The sequence below is a fragment of the Ruegeria sp. BHSC276 genome, assembly GCF_059612945.1.
In genome coordinates this window covers 137,791-151,944 of sequence record NZ_JBXWRP010000007.1, presented here as the reverse complement: position 1 = coordinate 151,944, position 14,154 = coordinate 137,791, and the positions used below count along the sequence as shown (strand labels likewise).

Here is a 14,154-nt window from a genome sequence, read left to right as displayed (position 1 = left end):
GATGGGCCCTGCACGGCGGTTTTCCAAGGGGGCAACGCAGATTTTCCCGGTCGGGACCCGAGCCCGTCAGACCATCTTGATGACGTCCTTGTCGATCGACAGCATATAGCCTTTTTTGGCGATGTTCTTCACCAGCAACTCGCTGACCATCTGGTTGCCCAGCGCGTCGCGCAGCCGCTTGATGCGGGTCGCACCGGCGGCTTCGTCACAATCGCTGGCGTCTCGGCCCGAGATCATCGCTTCGATCTGGGCACCTGACAGAACTTCGTCGTCCAGCCGCGATTCGGCCAGCACCGACAGGGTCTCCATGGCGGCGGGCGTGAGTTTGAAATCCATGTTGTTCAGGTACACCGTGTTTTCCTCGCGGCTGATTAGCAACGAGGTCACCTGGATGCCGGTGCGCTCGATCTGGGCCATGCGGCGGTTCAGTGCGGTCAGCATCACAAGAAAGACCAGCGCGGCCACAAGCATGGCGGTTGCGAATACCAGCAGCACGAAGATCACCATCCGGTAGCTGGCCAGCGTGTCGGCAAAGGCGGTCCCCGATTGGGCGAGGATTTCCAGCAGGCGGATCTCGGCTTGGGTGGTCAGATCGCTTTCGACGAACAGCCGCTCGACCCGCGCGTTGAAGGCGTTGGCGTCCGGAAGCGTCCAGAACAGGAAGGCTGCCGCCGTGATCAGGATGAGGACGATCGCCGCGATGCCGAAGCCGACGAGCCGGGCCCCAGAACGCCGCGCCTCAGAAACGGAGATAGAATTTTCCGGCATTTTCCTTCCTTTGATCCAGACCCTCGGGGCCAAAGACCGAGATGACGTTCAGCAGCGTCCAGCCCGACTTTTTCAGCCGCTTTGCAATCTCTTGCCTGGCTGGCCCCGGCTGGCAGACCGGGACCTCCATCACGCCATAGTGCAGGCGCAGCGGGTTGTCCTGTTTGGCCTTGTAGTCGGCATAGCACTCTGCCGCCGCAGTGGTGGCGAGAAGCGATAGCAGCGTGGAAACCGCCAGGAAAGAGAGGATCTGTCTCATGGGCCGTATCCTGCGCATGGCTTGGTGCGATATTCAATATCTCAGCGGGGTTAGCAGCAATGATATCGGATATCACCGGGCCGATATTGCCTGTCTTGCAGGGCCGGCAGCAAGGATGGTGCATCACTTCCGACGGTCGCAGACGCGGCCACGCAGTTCATCCGAAAGGACGTGTCCGATGCACAAGAAATTCATCGCCCTGGTCGTGTCGACCGCCATTGCCATCACCGGGATTTCGGCCTCGAAGGCGCGGGCTGCCGATGCCCATGACATCCTAGGCGGTCTTGCCGCCATTGCCCTGCTTGGCGCGGCCATCAATCATTTCGACAAACAGACACGGCCCAAGACGGTCACCCGTACCTACAATCACATCTACACCCCGCCAAAAGTGCAACCACCTGTCCGGCGTCCACACCATGTGCGCCCTCTGCCGCCCCGGGTTGCGCGCTATGACTTGCCGCAGCAGTGCCTGCGGGTCTTCAAGCACTATTCCACAGAGCGTCCGCTCTTGGCGACGAAATGCCTGGACAAGCACTACGACTATTCGGCCAGCCTGCCGCAACAGTGCAAGGTCGGATTCTGGAACGGCAAGAAGGTCGAGCGTGCGTACGAGCCGGCCTGTCTGCGCCAGAAGGGATACCGCGTGGTTTACTAGTAATACGTTTCGAGCAGGAGCGGCGCCGTCAGACGCGCCGTGCGGGAAGGGGGCGGCGCCGATCGCCCCCTTCTTTTGTCTTGCGGATCGGGGCGAAACACGGTTTGCCAATGGCATGACGACTCCGAATTTCGAACTGGAACAGGCGCTGATCGCGCAAGGCTACGCCAGGATCGCCGGCGTTGACGAGGTGGGGCGCGGCCCGCTGGCCGGGCCTGTTGTGGCCGCGGCGGTCATTCTGAACCCGCAGGACGTCCCCGAGGGTCTGAACGATTCCAAGAAATTGACCGCCCGCCGGCGGCTTGCGCTGGATGCGGATCTGCGCGCCCGGTCCGAATATGCCATTGCCGAGGCCAGCGTGGCCGAGATTGACGACCTCAACATCTTGTATGCTTCGCACCTGGCGATGGAGCGCGCCGTGGCGGCGCTGAAGCCGGCGCCGGACTATGTGTTGATCGACGGCAATCTGATCCCCAAGGGTCTGACCGTGCCGGCGCAGGCTGTGGTCAAAGGCGATGCGAAGTCAGTCTCGATTGCGGCGGCGTCGATCCTTGCAAAGAAATGGCGCGATCAGGTGATGGTGGATTTGGCGCAACAGCACCCGGGCTATGGCTGGGAAACCAATGCGGGCTATCCGTCCAAACAGCATCGCGAGGCGCTGCAAAATCTTGGGGTAACCCCACATCATAGACGTTCGTTCAAGCCCGTCCACAATATCTTGTATCAAGAGTAAATCGTAACCCCATGATTCAAAAAAGAAATTGACGGCGAATCCGGTTTGACTCATCCTTGTCTCAACCAAATGAGCGCAAAAGCGCCGTGGATATTGAGGCAGAGAAATGACGAAAACCCAGACACAGGGCGCGGCCGCGCTCCCATTAAACACGATTCTTTCCGGCGACTGCATCGAGGTGATGAACAGTCTGCCCGAGGCGTCGGTGGATCTGATTTTTGCCGATCCGCCGTATAACCTGCAGCTGAAGGGTCAGTTGCACCGCCCCGACAACAGCCAGGTCGATGCGGTGGATGACCACTGGGACCAGTTTTCCAGCTTTGCCGCCTATGACAAGTTCACCCGGGCCTGGCTGAAGGCCGCGCATCGGCTGCTCAAGCCCAACGGGGCGATCTGGGTAATCGGCTCGTATCACAACATCTTCCGTGTGGGCTCGGCCCTGCAGGATGCGGGCTATTGGATCCTGAATGACGTGATCTGGCGCAAGTCGAACCCGATGCCGAATTTCCGCGGCAAGCGGTTCACCAACGCGCATGAAACGATGATCTGGGCCAGCAAGCGGGAAGGGGCCAAATACACCTTCAACTACGAGGCGCTGAAGGCGTTGAACGAAGGCGTACAGATGCGCAGCGACTGGGTGCTGCCGATCTGCACGGGCCACGAACGTCTGAAGGATGAAAACGGCGACAAGGCGCACCCGACGCAAAAGCCCGAGTCGCTGCTGCACCGGGTTCTGATCGGTTCGACCAACCCGGGCGACGTGGTGCTTGACCCGTTCTTCGGCACCGGAACCACCGGCGCAGTGGCCAAGATGCTGGGACGCGAGTTCATCGGGATCGAGCGCGAGGAAAGCTATCGCAAAGTGGCCGAAAAGCGCATCGCCAAGGTGCGAAAGTTCGACCGTGACGCGCTTGAGGTCAGCGCCAGCAAGCGCGCCGAGCCGCGCGTGCCCTTCGGTCAGTTGGTCGAACGCGGTATGCTGCGCCCGGGCGAGGAGCTGTATTCGATGAACCGGCGTCACAAGGCCAAGGTGCGGGCCGACGGCACGCTGGTGGGCGACAACATCAAGGGCTCGATCCATCAGGTGGGCGCGCATCTGGAAAACGCGCCGTCCTGCAATGGCTGGACGTACTGGTGCTTCAAACGCGACGGAAAAACGGTTCCGATCGACGTGCTGCGCCAGCAGATCCGGGCCGAACTGCACAACTGATCACACCCATACCGCCGGTGCCTGTGGCCTGACACATGGTACCACGCCTTGCCCCGCCGAACCCGGCGGGGTCTTTTGTTTTTGGCCCGGTGATGTTTGGATGGTCGGACCTCATATCCCGCTACAATGCGAGGGAGCATCAGCCAATGACCGACACCGCCGCCACCCCGTCCCGGTTCGGGCGGTTTTTCGTGACCACGCCGGACAGGTTCGATCTGGACAACAAATACACCGAGGCCGCGCTGGAACGGCACAAGCGCGAAGGGCTGGAACTGGCCGTCCGCGCCCGCTGGATCGCCATGGCGCTGACCGGTGTCCTGCTGGTGTTTCTGAACCCGAACTGGGATGTGATGTGGTACCATTTCATCCTGCTGCTGCTCTGCGGCAACGGCTGGTTGATCCGTCGCGCCGGCCGGGTGGGCCAATCCCGGATCGAGCTGTTGTTGATTTTCGTCGATCTGCTGATCATGACGCTGGGCATGATCGTCCCCAACCCGTTCAGCGACGATGTGCGCCCACTGGCGATGCAGTACCGGTTCGACAATTTTCAGTATTTCTTCGTCATCTTGGCCGCGGGTACGCTGGCCTATTCCTGGCGGACGGTGATCGCCATGGGCAGCTGGACGGCCCTGATGTGGACGGTGGGCTGGATCGTCGCCTGGTGGGTGGCCACGCCCATCCCCGGGCTCAGCGAGGCGGTCGCCGCCGCGTTGCAGGGCTATCCTGCCGTGGCTGAATTGTTGGACCCAAACAGCTTCATGGTTCCGATGCGCGTGCAAGAGGTGATCGTGTTCATGATGGTCGCGGTCACGCTGGGAGTGTCGATGCGGCGGCTCAATCGTCTGTTGATCTCAAACGCCGGGCTGGAACGAGAACGCGCCAACCTGTCGCGATACTTCTCGCCCAACGTGGTTGAGCAACTGAGCCAGAACGACGAGCCGCTCAAGCAGGTGCGCAAGGAAAACATCGCGGTTCTGTTCATCGACATCATCGGCTTCACCAAATTTTCGGCCGGGCGTGACCCCTATGAAGTGATCGAGGTGCTGCGGGGCTTTCACGCGCGAATGGAGGCCGAGGTGTTTCACCATCACGGCACGCTGGACAAATATCTGGGCGACGGTCTGATGGCCACGTTCGGCACTCCGGTTCCGACCCCGTTGGACGCGGTCAACGCCCTGTCCTGCGCGCGGTCGATGGTGGACATCATCGACCGGTGGAACCTGGAACGGCGCCGGGCCGGAGAAGAAGAGATTCAGGTTGGCATCGGAGTGCATTTCGGCCCGGTGGTTCTGGGCGATATCGGCGCCAATCGGCTGGAATTCGCGGTGATTGGAGACGCGGTGAACGTGGCCGCCAAGCTTGAGGCGATGACCCGCGAGATGGGGGCCCGTGTCGTGGTCTCGGACGAGCTGCGTGAACAGGCGTTACGGCAGGCTGATTCTGCCGTCGACCTGATGGCTGGGTTCATCCGGCATGACCGGCAGGTGATCCGCGGGGTCGACCAGCCGATGACCATCTGGACGCTCTAGGCGCGCGGCATCGGCAGCTCTGCTCTGTTGTAGGGCCGCCAGTTGGTGATCTCGGGATAGTACTGTTGCCGCCAGGCCCGCACCCGCGGGTTCATCATGCGCCGCCACAGCGGCGGGATCATTGCCGCGACCGTCATCACCGGATAGCCATAGGGCAGTTGCGGGGCCGCCTCGGCTGGGTGGTTCTGCAGCAGCGGAAACCGCCGGTTGGGCTTGTAATGATGGTCCGAGTGGCGTTGCAGATTGATCAGCAGCCAGTTCGAGGCCTTGTGCGCGGCGTTCCACGAATGGCGCGGCCGGACATGTTCGTATTTGCCGTCGCCCAGGTATTTGCGCGTCAGTCCATAATGCTCGACATAGTTGACCAGCTCCAGCTGCCAGATCGCGGTGCCCGCCTGAACCAGGAACAGCCCCAGCCCCGCCCATCCGCCGAGCAGCAGCGCCAGCGCCAGCATCAGCCCCTGCAGCCCCCAGTACCGCCAGAACGGGTTCGACCGGTTCGTCCAGCTCAGACCCTTGCGCGCCAGCTTGGCCTTCTCGGCCTGAAACGCGGACACCAGGCACTGGCGCAGGACGCGCGGATAAAAGCGGTGGAACCCTTCGTTGTAGCGCGCGGTCACCGGGTCGCGCGGCGTGCCCACATAGCGGTGATGCACCAGCAGGTGTTCGGACCGAAAATGCGAATACAGCACCATCGCCAGTAGGATGTCGCCCAGCCACCGTTCCAGCCGGCCCTTCTGGTGCATCAGCTCGTGGCTGTAGTTGATGCCGATCGTACCCGAGATCACGCCCATCCCGAAGAAAAGTCCGATCTTTTCCAGCGATGACAGGTGTTCGGCGCGGGTGGCGTACCAGATCAGGCCATAGAGCGTGAAAAACTGGACCGGCACCCAGGCCTTGGTCAGCAGGACGTACCAGCGCAGCGCGTCCTCGGGCGTTTCGGGGTCGGCGTTTTCAAGGTTCAGCCCGGTCAGGCCGTCCAGCGCCGCAAACAGCCACCAGGTAGACAGCGGCACCAGCAGCACCCACCAGCCGCCGGCAAAAGCGGTGAACCACAGAATCGGGATCAAAAGGAAGGAAACCCAGAAGGGCAGGGCCGATTGCCAGCGCGACAGGGTGTCAGTCGGGATCATGGTTCAGGCTCCGAAACTCTGCCGTCAGGGTAATCCCGCCCGCTGCGTTTTCCCAGAGGTCGAACTGCCGCGCCATAGATCATGCGCCTTGCGCATCACGGTCGGAAGGTCGCTGGGGCGAAAGGAATGTTTGGGCGTCACCAGCAACCCCTCGGGGTTCACCTCCGCGGGCACGGCGGCGGTCCAGACGCGCAGGATAAGGTGGAAATGGGTAAAGGTATGGCGCACCTCGGCGGGCAGCAGGGTCCAATCGGCCGGAAAGGGCGGCGCCTCGGCGGTGTCCTCAGCCCAGTCCGAGCCTGGAAAGCCCAGCATCCCGCCCAAAAGCCCTGTCTCGGGGCGGCGTTCCAGCAGGATTGCGCCATCGGCGCGCTGCGCGATGTAGACATGGCCGATCCGGGTGGGTTTCGGCGCCTTGGGCGCCTTGCGCGGCAGGTCGGCCTGGGTTCCGGCAGCGCGGGCTTGGCACGGGTCTCGCAGGGGGCAGATGCCACAGGCCGGTGACTTCGGCGTACAGATCGTGGCACCCAGATCCATCACCGCCTGGGCATAGTCGCCGGGGCGTTCGTCCGGGGTCAGCTCGGCGGCCTTCGCCTTCAGAAGAGGCTTCGATTTCGGCAACGGGTCGTGGATGTCATGCAGCCGGGCCATGACCCGCTCGACATTTCCATCGAGCACGGTTTCGGGGCGGTCAAAGGCGATGGCTGCGATGGCAGCAGCGGTGTAGGGGCCGATGCCGGGCAGCATCAGCAGCGCATCATGGCTGTCGGGAAAGCGCCCGTCATGCTGGTCCACCACCGTGCGGGCGCATTTCAGCAGGTTGCGGGCGCGGGCGTAATAGCCCAGCCCGGCCCATTCCGCCATCACCTCGTCGTCGGGTGCGGCGGCCAGCGCCCGGACATCCGGCCAGCGCGAGGTGAAGCGCAGGAAATAATCCCGCACGGCGGCCACGGTGGTCTGCTGCAACATCACCTCGGACAGCCACACGCGATAGGGGTCGGGCTGCACGCCCGAGGCCCTGTCGGCGGGGCTGACCCGCCACGGCAGGTCGCGGGCATGTCGGTCGTACCAGGCAAGCAGGCTGCGGCTCAGGTCGAAGGTGGCGGTGTCACGCAAGTTTTATCCATTTCTCTGTCGGGTTTCGCTGGCGCCCGGATGCACGCCCATTACAATAGCGGCGCAGGAGTTGGAAACCAGATGCAACCAAGACGGTCCACCACCCGCGGGTTCAAACGCACCGCGTCCTTGCTGAGCGATCGGATCCGGAAAGCCGGTGAAAGCCGCGGCTTTGCCGTGTCGCGGCTGTTGACCCATTGGGCCGATATCGTGGGCCCCGACATCGCCGCCATCGCACGGCCGGTCAAGGTGGGCTATGGCAAGGGTGGGCTCGGCGCCACGCTGACCGTGCTGACTACCGGACCGCAGGCTCCGATGCTGGAGATGCAGAAGGACCGTCTGCGCGACAAGGTGAATGCCGTCTATGGCTACAACGCCATCAGCCGCATCCGCATCACCCAGACGGCTCCCACAGGATTTGCCGAGGGGCAGGCCAGTTTCGAACACCGTCCGAAACAGGCGAAACCCACCATCGCACCGGAAGTCGTTGCCGAGGCAGACAAAGTCACGCGCGAAGTTCACGACCAAGACTTGCGTGCTGCCCTTGAACGACTGGGCCGGAACGTTCTATCCAAACAAAAATCGCTGAGAAAGGGCTGAGAATGAGCCGTATCGCAACCGCAATCTGTGCGGTCATCGCCGTGGCCGCTGGCGGCTATTGGCTGACCCAATCGCCAAGCACCGTGCCTGTGCCACAACTGGTCGGCAGCGCTGAAGCGCAAAGCGCCGATCTGGACACCTCGAGCATCGTCGAGATGGTTCAGGGGGCCGAGGATGCACCGGTCGAGATCATCGAATATGCGTCCTATACCTGTCCGCATTGCGCGAATTTCCATCAAGGGCCGTACAAGCAGCTCAAGAAGGAGTACATCGACACCGGAAAGGTCAAGTTCATCTACCGCGAGGTCTATTTCGACCGCTACGGCATCTGGGCGTCGATGGTGGCGCGCTGCGGTGGCCCCGAGAAGTTCTTTGGCATCACCGACCTGATCTATCAGGGCCAGTCCGATTGGACTCGCGCCGGCGGCCCGGCCGAGATCGTGGAAGAACTGCGCAAGATCGGCCGTCTGGCCGGGCTGAGCAGCGATCAGCTTGAAGCCTGCCTGCAGGACGGCACCAAGGCGCAAACCCTCGTCGCCTGGTACCAGAAAAACGCCGAGAAAGACGGTATCCAGTCCACCCCGTCCTTCGTCGTCAACGGAAAGAAGGTCGACAACCAGTCCTATGACGAGTTCAAGGCTCTGATCGAAAAGGAACTGGGCAACTGATGACCGGGCCACTGGCCGGTCTCAAGGTTGTCGAGCTGGCGCGCATTCTGGCTGGCCCCTGGGCCGGCCAGACTTTTGCCGATCTGGGCGCCGAGGTCATCAAGGTGGAATCCCCGGCCGGTGACGACACCCGCGCCTGGGGTCCGCCTTTCGTGACCCGCGATCAGGATGTCTCGGCGGCTTATTACCACTCGACCAATCGCGGCAAGGCGTCGGTGATCGCCGATTTCTCGACCCCCGAAGGGCAGGAGAAGGTGCGCGCGCTGGTCGCTGACGCCGATGTGGTGATCGAGAATTTCAAGGTCGGCGGGCTGCAGAAATACGGGCTCGACTATGACAGCCTCAGCCAGTTGAACCCGCGCCTCGTCTATTGCTCGATCACCGGGTTCGGGCAGACCGGACCTTATGCGCATCGGGCTGGCTATGATTTCATCATCCAGGGCATGTCGGGGCTGATGTCCGTGACCGGAGAACCCGATGGCCAGCCGCAGAAGGCAGGTGTGGCGATCACCGATGTGTTCACCGGCATCTATGCGGTGGCCGGGGTTCTGGCGGCGCTGCACCAACGCCAGCGTACCGGGCGCGGGCAGCATGTGGACATGGCCCTGCTGGACGTGGCCGTGGCAGTCACGGCAAACCAGGCGCTGAACTATCTGACCACGGGCCAGGTGCCGCAGCGCATGGGCAATGCACATGTGAACTTGGCGCCCTATCAGGTGTTCGACTGTGCCGACGGACACATCATTATCGCCACCGGCAATGACCGGCAGTACCGGCGCCTGTGTCAGGTGTTGAACCTGCCCGACATGGCCGAGGCGCCCGAATATCTGCACAACAAGGACCGGCTGGCCAATCGCCGCACCCTGATCGCACGGCTGAACGGCGCCACGGCGACCTGGGCCAAGGCCGACCTGCTGGCCGCCTGCGAGGCGCAAGGCATCCCCGCCGGGCCGATCAACACGCTGGACGAAGTCATGGCCGATCCGCAGGTGATCGCGCGCGGCATGCAGATCGAACTGGACGGGGTGCCTGGAATCCGCGCGCCGTTCGTCTTTTCGGATGCCGATCTGAACCTGTCGCGCCCCGCCCCGAAACTGGGCGAAGACGACTAGGGCGGCGGCGCGGCCGTCAGCAACCGCTGACGCACGTCGTCGGCCTGATCCACCTGCAGGCGCACCGGCAGGGTGATGACCTTGCTGCGGAAGGCGGGCGGCAGGCGAACGGCGTCTTTTTCGGTGGTGACCATCTGCGCACCCAGCAACCGCGCCTCGTTTTCCAGCCGGGTCATCAGGGCCGGCGTCAGCGGCTGGTGATCGTCCAGCGCCTCGGCCCGCAGCAGCCTCGCGCCCTGTTGGCGCAATGTCTGAAAGAACTTCTCGGGGTGGCCGATACCAGCAAAGGCCAGAACCGGAGTCTCGCTCCAGTCCATCCCGGTTTGCAGCGCCGTGACTTGACCGGTTGCGTGCGGAACGCCCAGCTTGTTGCCCCATAGCTGCGCGAACCGCTCCTGCGCGGCCGGATCGCCCAGCGACAGCACCAGATCGGCCCGTTGCAGCCCGACATCGACCGGCTCGCGCAGCGGTCCGGCGGGCAGGCACAGGCCGTTGCCAAAGCCACGAGCGGCGTCCACCACCACGATCGAGAATGTCTTGGCCACCGAAGGATTCTGGAACCCGTCGTCCAGCACGATCGCGGTGGCGCCGGTTTCGGCTGCGGCGCGGGCGCCGGCGGCACGGTCCTTGGCGACCCAGACCTCGGCGAAGGCCGCCAGCAGCAGGGGCTCGTCCCCGACCTGGGCGGCCGTGTGCCGCAATGGGTCCACCCGAACCGGACCTTCGAGCGATCCGCCATGGCCGCGGGTGACTACATGCGGGGTGTGATACGCATCGCGCAATTGCTCCAGAACCCAGATTGCCGTCGGTGTCTTGCCGGTGCCGCCGGCATTCAGGTTGCCGACGCAAATCACCGGCACACCCGGATCGATCCCGGGCCCAGCCGCCACCCGCCGGGCCGTGGCCCGCGCGTATATCCGCCCCAGCGGCGCCAGAAGGCGCGCGCGCAGACCGGGCCGGTCCGGAGGGGTATCCCAGAATTCAGGTGCTCGCATCGTCCATCCGGCCTTTGTCCAACTGGTCCTGAACCATGTCGATCAGCGTGTCCACCTGCGGGGCCCCCTCGGTCACCAGATCCCAACCGGCCAAGGCCATGTCGGCCGCCCGGTCGGGGGCCAGCAGATCGACCAACGTATCGCCCAGCTCGGTTGCGCTTCTGATCACGCAGGCTGCCGAGGCGTTGTCCAGTTGGTCGTAGATGTCCTGATGATGGCCCACGAAAGGGCCGTGAATGACGGCCGACCCCAGCGCGGTCGCGATGATCGGGTCGCAACCGACGCTGCCCTGCTCGAGCGATCGCCCTAGGAAGGTGACCGGGCACAACCGGTACCACAAGCCCAGCGTTTCGGGGTCGTCGCACAGGATCACCTGGGTCATGTCCTCGATCGGGTCGCCGTTTTCCCAGTTGGCGCATCTGAGATCCATGTCTTCGAGCCGGCGCCGAAGCGGGGCGACCTCGCCCCGGTCGGAGACATGCAGGACCATCGCCAGCCGCGGAAGCATCCGCATGGCCTGCCGGTGCGCGCTCAGCACCGAGATGACCTCGCGCGGTTCCACCCAGGCCGCCAGCCAGACCGGGCGCCCCGACACCGCATGTGTTGTTTCTATCAATTCGTCCTCGGGCCAAGATTGCAGCGTCGGATTGATGCGCATAGGCGGGGAAACCGACACTTTGTTCGTCGCCACGCCGAGTCTGCGGATCTGTCGTGCGGTTTCCTCGGACGTTACGTGGATGGCCTGAAAACAGTCGAAGGTGTGGCGGGCGATGTCGGGTACCCATTTCGCCGCCGGCGCTGCGCGGATATCCGGTTCGGCCTCGAGCAGGATCAGAGGTATTCCAGCGTCATGTGCGCGGATGACGAGGTTGGGCATGAGCCCACCGCCAACCCACAACCCGAGATCGGGTTGCCAGTGGTCCAGAAAGCTGCGTGCCGCGCCGGTCCTCTCGCCCGGAAGGCAGACGACAGGGGCGTCGTCCGAGGTCCAGCCGGTCAGGTCTGTCTCGGGCGGAGCGGTTCTGAGGATCGATAGTCCGGGCCGGGTCTGCTGCAACCGACGGCAAAAGTCGTTCGCCGCGCGCAGGCGGCGCCGGTCGGCGATATGAAACCACAACAGTTCGCCCGCGGGGCGCGGGGGGGTGCCGTGATCCTGCGGTCTGGGTACACCCCAGGACAGCACCCGGTAGGCCGCGAGGCTGAGAGAGCGCTGTCTGCTCATGCCGGCAGGCCTTGGTCTGCAGGCGGTGCCAGCCGTCGGATCAGCAGCTCGTGCAGCCGGGGGCCGGCGGCCACGACGCCGTTCAGTCGCGGGTTCGGATTGTTGAACCGCAACCGGTCGCCGGCACGGTCCGAGCACTGCCCGCCGGCTTCGTGCAGAATCAGTTCGCCGGCGGCGATGTCCCATTCCCAGCTTGGGCGCAGGGTCAGCATCCCATCAAACCGCCCCTGCGCGACCAGGGCCATGCGGTAGGCCAGCGAAGGCCGGTAGGCCCGACGAAACGAGGGCGGTCTGGCGTCTTTCCAATGTCGCGGGTCGAGGCTGGGTTTGGCGGCCAGCACTTCGGCCTCGGATTCCGACCGGACCCGGGTCGCCTGAATAGGCTGGCCGTTCAACGTGGCGCCCCCGCCACGCTCCGCCGCGAACAGCAGGTCGCGCAGGGGCAGATAGATGACAGCCGCGATCACCTGCCCGTGCTCGGCCACCGCCAGCGAATGCGCCCAGGTGCTCGAACCTTCGGCAAAGCTGCGGGTGCCGTCGATCGGGTCGATGATGAAGACACGGTCGCGGGTCAGCCGGTCGGGGTTGTCTTCGGTTTCTTCGCTTAGCCAGCCATAGCCGGGCCGGGCGGCGGGCAGGCGCTGTTCCAGCATCGCGTTCACGGCCAGATCGGCCTCGGTGACGGGGCCCGCGCCTTGCGGTTTGTCCCAGCGCCGGGCGTCGCGACCCGAATACCGCGTGGCGATCTTGCCGGCCTCGCGCGCCGCGTCGATCAGCAGGAGCAGGTCAGTTTCCGGCAAGCGTCATCCCTTCGATCAGCAGCGAGGGCACTACCCGCGAAAGATAGGGGCGCGCGTCGTTGGCCGGAATGATCCGCATCAGCATCTCGCGCAGGTTTCCGGCGATGGTGCATTCGTTCACCGGATAGGCGATTTCGCCGTTCTCCACCCAGAACCCCGCCGCCCCGCGCGAATAGTCACCGGTGTTGGGGTTGATCGTCGATCCGATCATCGAGGTCACCAGCAGCCCGGTGCCCATGTCGCGCAACAGATCCTCGCGCGTCGCTGTGCCTTGGGTTAGACTCAGGTTCCAGTTGCTGGGCGAGGGCGGGCCGGACACGCCACGGGCGGCGTTGCCGGTGGGCGCCATGCCCAGCTTGCGCGCGCTGGACAGGTCCAGCGTCCAGCCGGTCAGAACGCCGTCTTCGACGATCGCACGATGGGCGGTCGGCAGCCCCTCGGCGTCAAAGGGTCGCGATCCCGAAATGCGCGGGCGGTGCGGATCCTCGACCAGAGACAGGTGTGCGGGCAGAACCTGCTGGCCCAGGCTGTCCTTCAGCCACGATGCGCCGCGCGCAACCGCCGCGCCATTGCTGGCCGCCAGAAGATGCCCGATCAGCGAGGATGAAATCCGTTCATCGAACAGTACCGGGAACTGGCCGGTCTGCGGCTTGCGCGCACCGACCCGCTGCACCGCGCGTTCACCGGCGGTCCGGCCGATCTCGTCCGGGCTGCGCAGGTCGGTCTGAAAGGTGCGGCTGTCCCCGTCATAGTCGCGCTCCATCCCGGTGCCTTCGCCCGAGATCGCCACGCAGGACACCGACCGGGTGCTACGGGCATAGCCGCCCGAGAATCCGTTGGTGGCCGACAGATGCACCCGATGCGTCCCATAGGCGGCAGCTGCATCCGACACCTGCGTCACGCCCGGAACGGCCAGGGCGGCGGCCTCAGCGGCCAGCGCGTCCTGCATCAGCGCGTCGGCGGAAGGTGCGGGCGACGGATCAAACAGTTCCAGCGCGTCGCCGTCCCAGTTCCGCGCCAGTTGGTCGGGATCGGCCAGCCCAGAAAAAGGGTCTGCGGGGGCCTCGCGGGCCATGGCCACGGCGCGCTCGGCCATGGCTTGCAGTGCTTCGGGGCGGCTGTCCGACCCGGACACGATGGCCTGACGCTGGCCCAGAAAGACCCGCAACCCGACATCGATGCTTTCGGCGCGCTCGGCATGCTCCAGCTTGCCGCCGCGCACCTCGACCGAAACCGAGGCCCCGTCGATCACGATCGTGTCCGCCGCCTCGGCCCCGGCTTTGGCGGCCAGTTCGATCATCCGGGCGCTGATTGCTTCGAGTGTGTTGGTCATGTGGCCTCCGACTGCTTGCAT

15 protein-coding genes are annotated in these 14,154 nt (G+C 64.3%); 7 read left to right on the top strand and 8 right to left on the bottom strand.

Going from position 1 to position 14,154, the window contains the following annotated elements; all coding sequences use genetic code 11:
* Positions 1–66: 66 nt before the first annotated feature.
* Positions 67–768 carry a winged helix-turn-helix domain-containing protein gene (locus tag AC2FMD_RS13215; RefSeq protein WP_496742430.1) on the bottom strand — a complete coding sequence of 234 codons (702 nt, stop codon included), beginning with the start codon at positions 766–768 and terminating at the stop codon, positions 67–69.
* On the bottom strand, positions 740–1,027 hold the full coding sequence (locus AC2FMD_RS13210) for a hypothetical protein (RefSeq protein ID WP_496742431.1): 288 nt from the start codon (positions 1,025–1,027) through the stop codon (positions 740–742). The genes AC2FMD_RS13215 and AC2FMD_RS13210 overlap by 29 nt, the downstream gene beginning before the upstream one ends.
* Positions 1,028–1,205: 178 nt before the next feature.
* On the opposite strand from AC2FMD_RS13210, the gene AC2FMD_RS13205 reads away from it, so the two are divergent.
* The 4 genes from AC2FMD_RS13205 to AC2FMD_RS13190 all read left to right on the top strand — a co-directional run bounded on the left by AC2FMD_RS13205 (position 1,206) and on the right by AC2FMD_RS13190 (position 5,154).
* Positions 1,206–1,682: a hypothetical protein gene (locus AC2FMD_RS13205; RefSeq protein WP_496710771.1), complete on the top strand. Its 477-nt coding sequence runs from the start codon at positions 1,206–1,208 to the stop codon at positions 1,680–1,682.
* A gap of 115 nt (positions 1,683–1,797) precedes the next feature.
* Positions 1,798–2,415 (top strand): ribonuclease HII, encoded by a 618-nt coding sequence (gene rnhB / locus AC2FMD_RS13200; protein WP_496742432.1) that lies wholly within the window; start codon positions 1,798–1,800, stop codon positions 2,413–2,415.
* A gap of 106 nt (positions 2,416–2,521) precedes the next feature.
* Entirely contained in the window at positions 2,522–3,625 is a 1,104-nt protein-coding gene (locus AC2FMD_RS13195; protein ID WP_490361517.1) for a site-specific DNA-methyltransferase, read from the top strand.
* A gap of 146 nt (positions 3,626–3,771) precedes the next feature.
* Positions 3,772–5,154: an adenylate/guanylate cyclase domain-containing protein gene (locus tag AC2FMD_RS13190; RefSeq protein WP_496742433.1), complete on the top strand. Its 1,383-nt coding sequence runs from the start codon at positions 3,772–3,774 to the stop codon at positions 5,152–5,154.
* On the opposite strand, the gene AC2FMD_RS13185 is transcribed toward AC2FMD_RS13190, so the two are convergent.
* Positions 5,151–6,287, bottom strand: a complete 1,137-nt coding sequence (locus AC2FMD_RS13185; RefSeq protein ID WP_496742434.1) for an alkane 1-monooxygenase — start codon at positions 6,285–6,287, stop codon at positions 5,151–5,153. The genes AC2FMD_RS13190 and AC2FMD_RS13185 overlap by 4 nt on opposite strands.
* Positions 6,288–6,311: 24 nt before the next feature.
* On the bottom strand, positions 6,312–7,403 hold the full coding sequence (gene mutY / locus AC2FMD_RS13180) for an A/G-specific adenine glycosylase (RefSeq protein WP_496710766.1): 1,092 nt from the start codon (positions 7,401–7,403) through the stop codon (positions 6,312–6,314).
* An 81-nt stretch (positions 7,404–7,484) separates the two neighbouring features.
* Here mutY and AC2FMD_RS13175 point away from each other — a divergent pair, with 81 nt between their 5' ends.
* The 3 genes from AC2FMD_RS13175 to AC2FMD_RS13165 are packed head-to-tail and all read left to right on the top strand — an operon-like array spanning position 7,485 to position 9,783.
* The gene (locus AC2FMD_RS13175) at positions 7,485–8,003 is read left to right on the top strand and encodes a DUF721 domain-containing protein (RefSeq protein WP_496683957.1); all 519 of its coding nucleotides are present in this window, start codon (positions 7,485–7,487) and stop codon (positions 8,001–8,003) included.
* A gap of 2 nt (positions 8,004–8,005) precedes the next feature.
* The gene (locus AC2FMD_RS13170; RefSeq protein WP_496795100.1) at positions 8,006–8,671 is read left to right on the top strand and encodes a DsbA family protein; all 666 of its coding nucleotides are present in this window, start codon (positions 8,006–8,008) and stop codon (positions 8,669–8,671) included.
* The gene (locus AC2FMD_RS13165; protein WP_496710765.1) at positions 8,671–9,783 is read left to right on the top strand and encodes a CaiB/BaiF CoA transferase family protein; all 1,113 of its coding nucleotides are present in this window, start codon (positions 8,671–8,673) and stop codon (positions 9,781–9,783) included. The genes AC2FMD_RS13170 and AC2FMD_RS13165 overlap by 1 nt, the downstream gene beginning before the upstream one ends.
* Here the strand turns inward: AC2FMD_RS13165 and lpxK are convergent.
* The 4 genes from lpxK to AC2FMD_RS13145 are packed head-to-tail and all read right to left on the bottom strand — an operon-like array spanning position 9,780 to position 14,133.
* Positions 9,780–10,778: a tetraacyldisaccharide 4'-kinase gene (gene lpxK, locus AC2FMD_RS13160; RefSeq protein ID WP_496742437.1), complete on the bottom strand. Its 999-nt coding sequence runs from the start codon at positions 10,776–10,778 to the stop codon at positions 9,780–9,782. The genes AC2FMD_RS13165 and lpxK overlap by 4 nt on opposite strands.
* On the bottom strand, positions 10,765–12,000 hold the full coding sequence (locus AC2FMD_RS13155) for a 3-deoxy-D-manno-octulosonic acid transferase (protein ID WP_496742438.1): 1,236 nt from the start codon (positions 11,998–12,000) through the stop codon (positions 10,765–10,767). Before AC2FMD_RS13155 ends, lpxK begins: the two co-directional genes overlap by 14 nt.
* Positions 11,997–12,800: an inositol monophosphatase family protein gene (locus AC2FMD_RS13150; protein WP_496688646.1), complete on the bottom strand. Its 804-nt coding sequence runs from the start codon at positions 12,798–12,800 to the stop codon at positions 11,997–11,999. Before AC2FMD_RS13150 ends, AC2FMD_RS13155 begins: the two co-directional genes overlap by 4 nt.
* Positions 12,787–14,133 carry a TldD/PmbA family protein gene (locus tag AC2FMD_RS13145; protein WP_496742439.1) on the bottom strand — a complete coding sequence of 449 codons (1,347 nt, stop codon included), beginning with the start codon at positions 14,131–14,133 and terminating at the stop codon, positions 12,787–12,789. The genes AC2FMD_RS13150 and AC2FMD_RS13145 overlap by 14 nt, the downstream gene beginning before the upstream one ends.
* Positions 14,134–14,154: the final 21 nt, after the last annotated feature.

Bases quoted from the DNA above. Each gene is read 5' to 3' on its own strand.
- AC2FMD_RS13175 (WP_496683957.1), top strand. From the start codon at position 7,485: ATGCAACCAAGACGGTCCACCACCCGCGGGTTCAAACGCACCGCGTCC.
- AC2FMD_RS13190 (WP_496742433.1), top strand. From the start codon at position 3,772: ATGACCGACACCGCCGCCACCCCGTCCCGGTTCGGGCGGTTTTTCGTG.
- AC2FMD_RS13145 (WP_496742439.1), bottom strand. From the start codon at position 14,133: ATGACCAACACACTCGAAGCAATCAGCGCCCGGATGATCGAACTGGCC.
- AC2FMD_RS13170 (WP_496795100.1), top strand. From the start codon at position 8,006: ATGAGCCGTATCGCAACCGCAATCTGTGCGGTCATCGCCGTGGCCGCT.
- AC2FMD_RS13205 (WP_496710771.1), top strand. From the start codon at position 1,206: ATGCACAAGAAATTCATCGCCCTGGTCGTGTCGACCGCCATTGCCATC.
- AC2FMD_RS13185 (WP_496742434.1), bottom strand. From the start codon at position 6,287: ATGATCCCGACTGACACCCTGTCGCGCTGGCAATCGGCCCTGCCCTTC.
- AC2FMD_RS13165 (WP_496710765.1), top strand. From the start codon at position 8,671: ATGACCGGGCCACTGGCCGGTCTCAAGGTTGTCGAGCTGGCGCGCATT.
- AC2FMD_RS13155 (WP_496742438.1), bottom strand. From the start codon at position 12,000: ATGAGCAGACAGCGCTCTCTCAGCCTCGCGGCCTACCGGGTGCTGTCC.
- rnhB (WP_496742432.1), top strand. From the start codon at position 1,798: ATGACGACTCCGAATTTCGAACTGGAACAGGCGCTGATCGCGCAAGGC.
- AC2FMD_RS13215 (WP_496742430.1), bottom strand. From the start codon at position 768: ATGCCGGAAAATTCTATCTCCGTTTCTGAGGCGCGGCGTTCTGGGGCC.
- lpxK (WP_496742437.1), bottom strand. From the start codon at position 10,778: ATGCGAGCACCTGAATTCTGGGATACCCCTCCGGACCGGCCCGGTCTG.
- AC2FMD_RS13210 (WP_496742431.1), bottom strand. From the start codon at position 1,027: ATGAGACAGATCCTCTCTTTCCTGGCGGTTTCCACGCTGCTATCGCTT.
- AC2FMD_RS13195 (WP_490361517.1), top strand. From the start codon at position 2,522: ATGACGAAAACCCAGACACAGGGCGCGGCCGCGCTCCCATTAAACACG.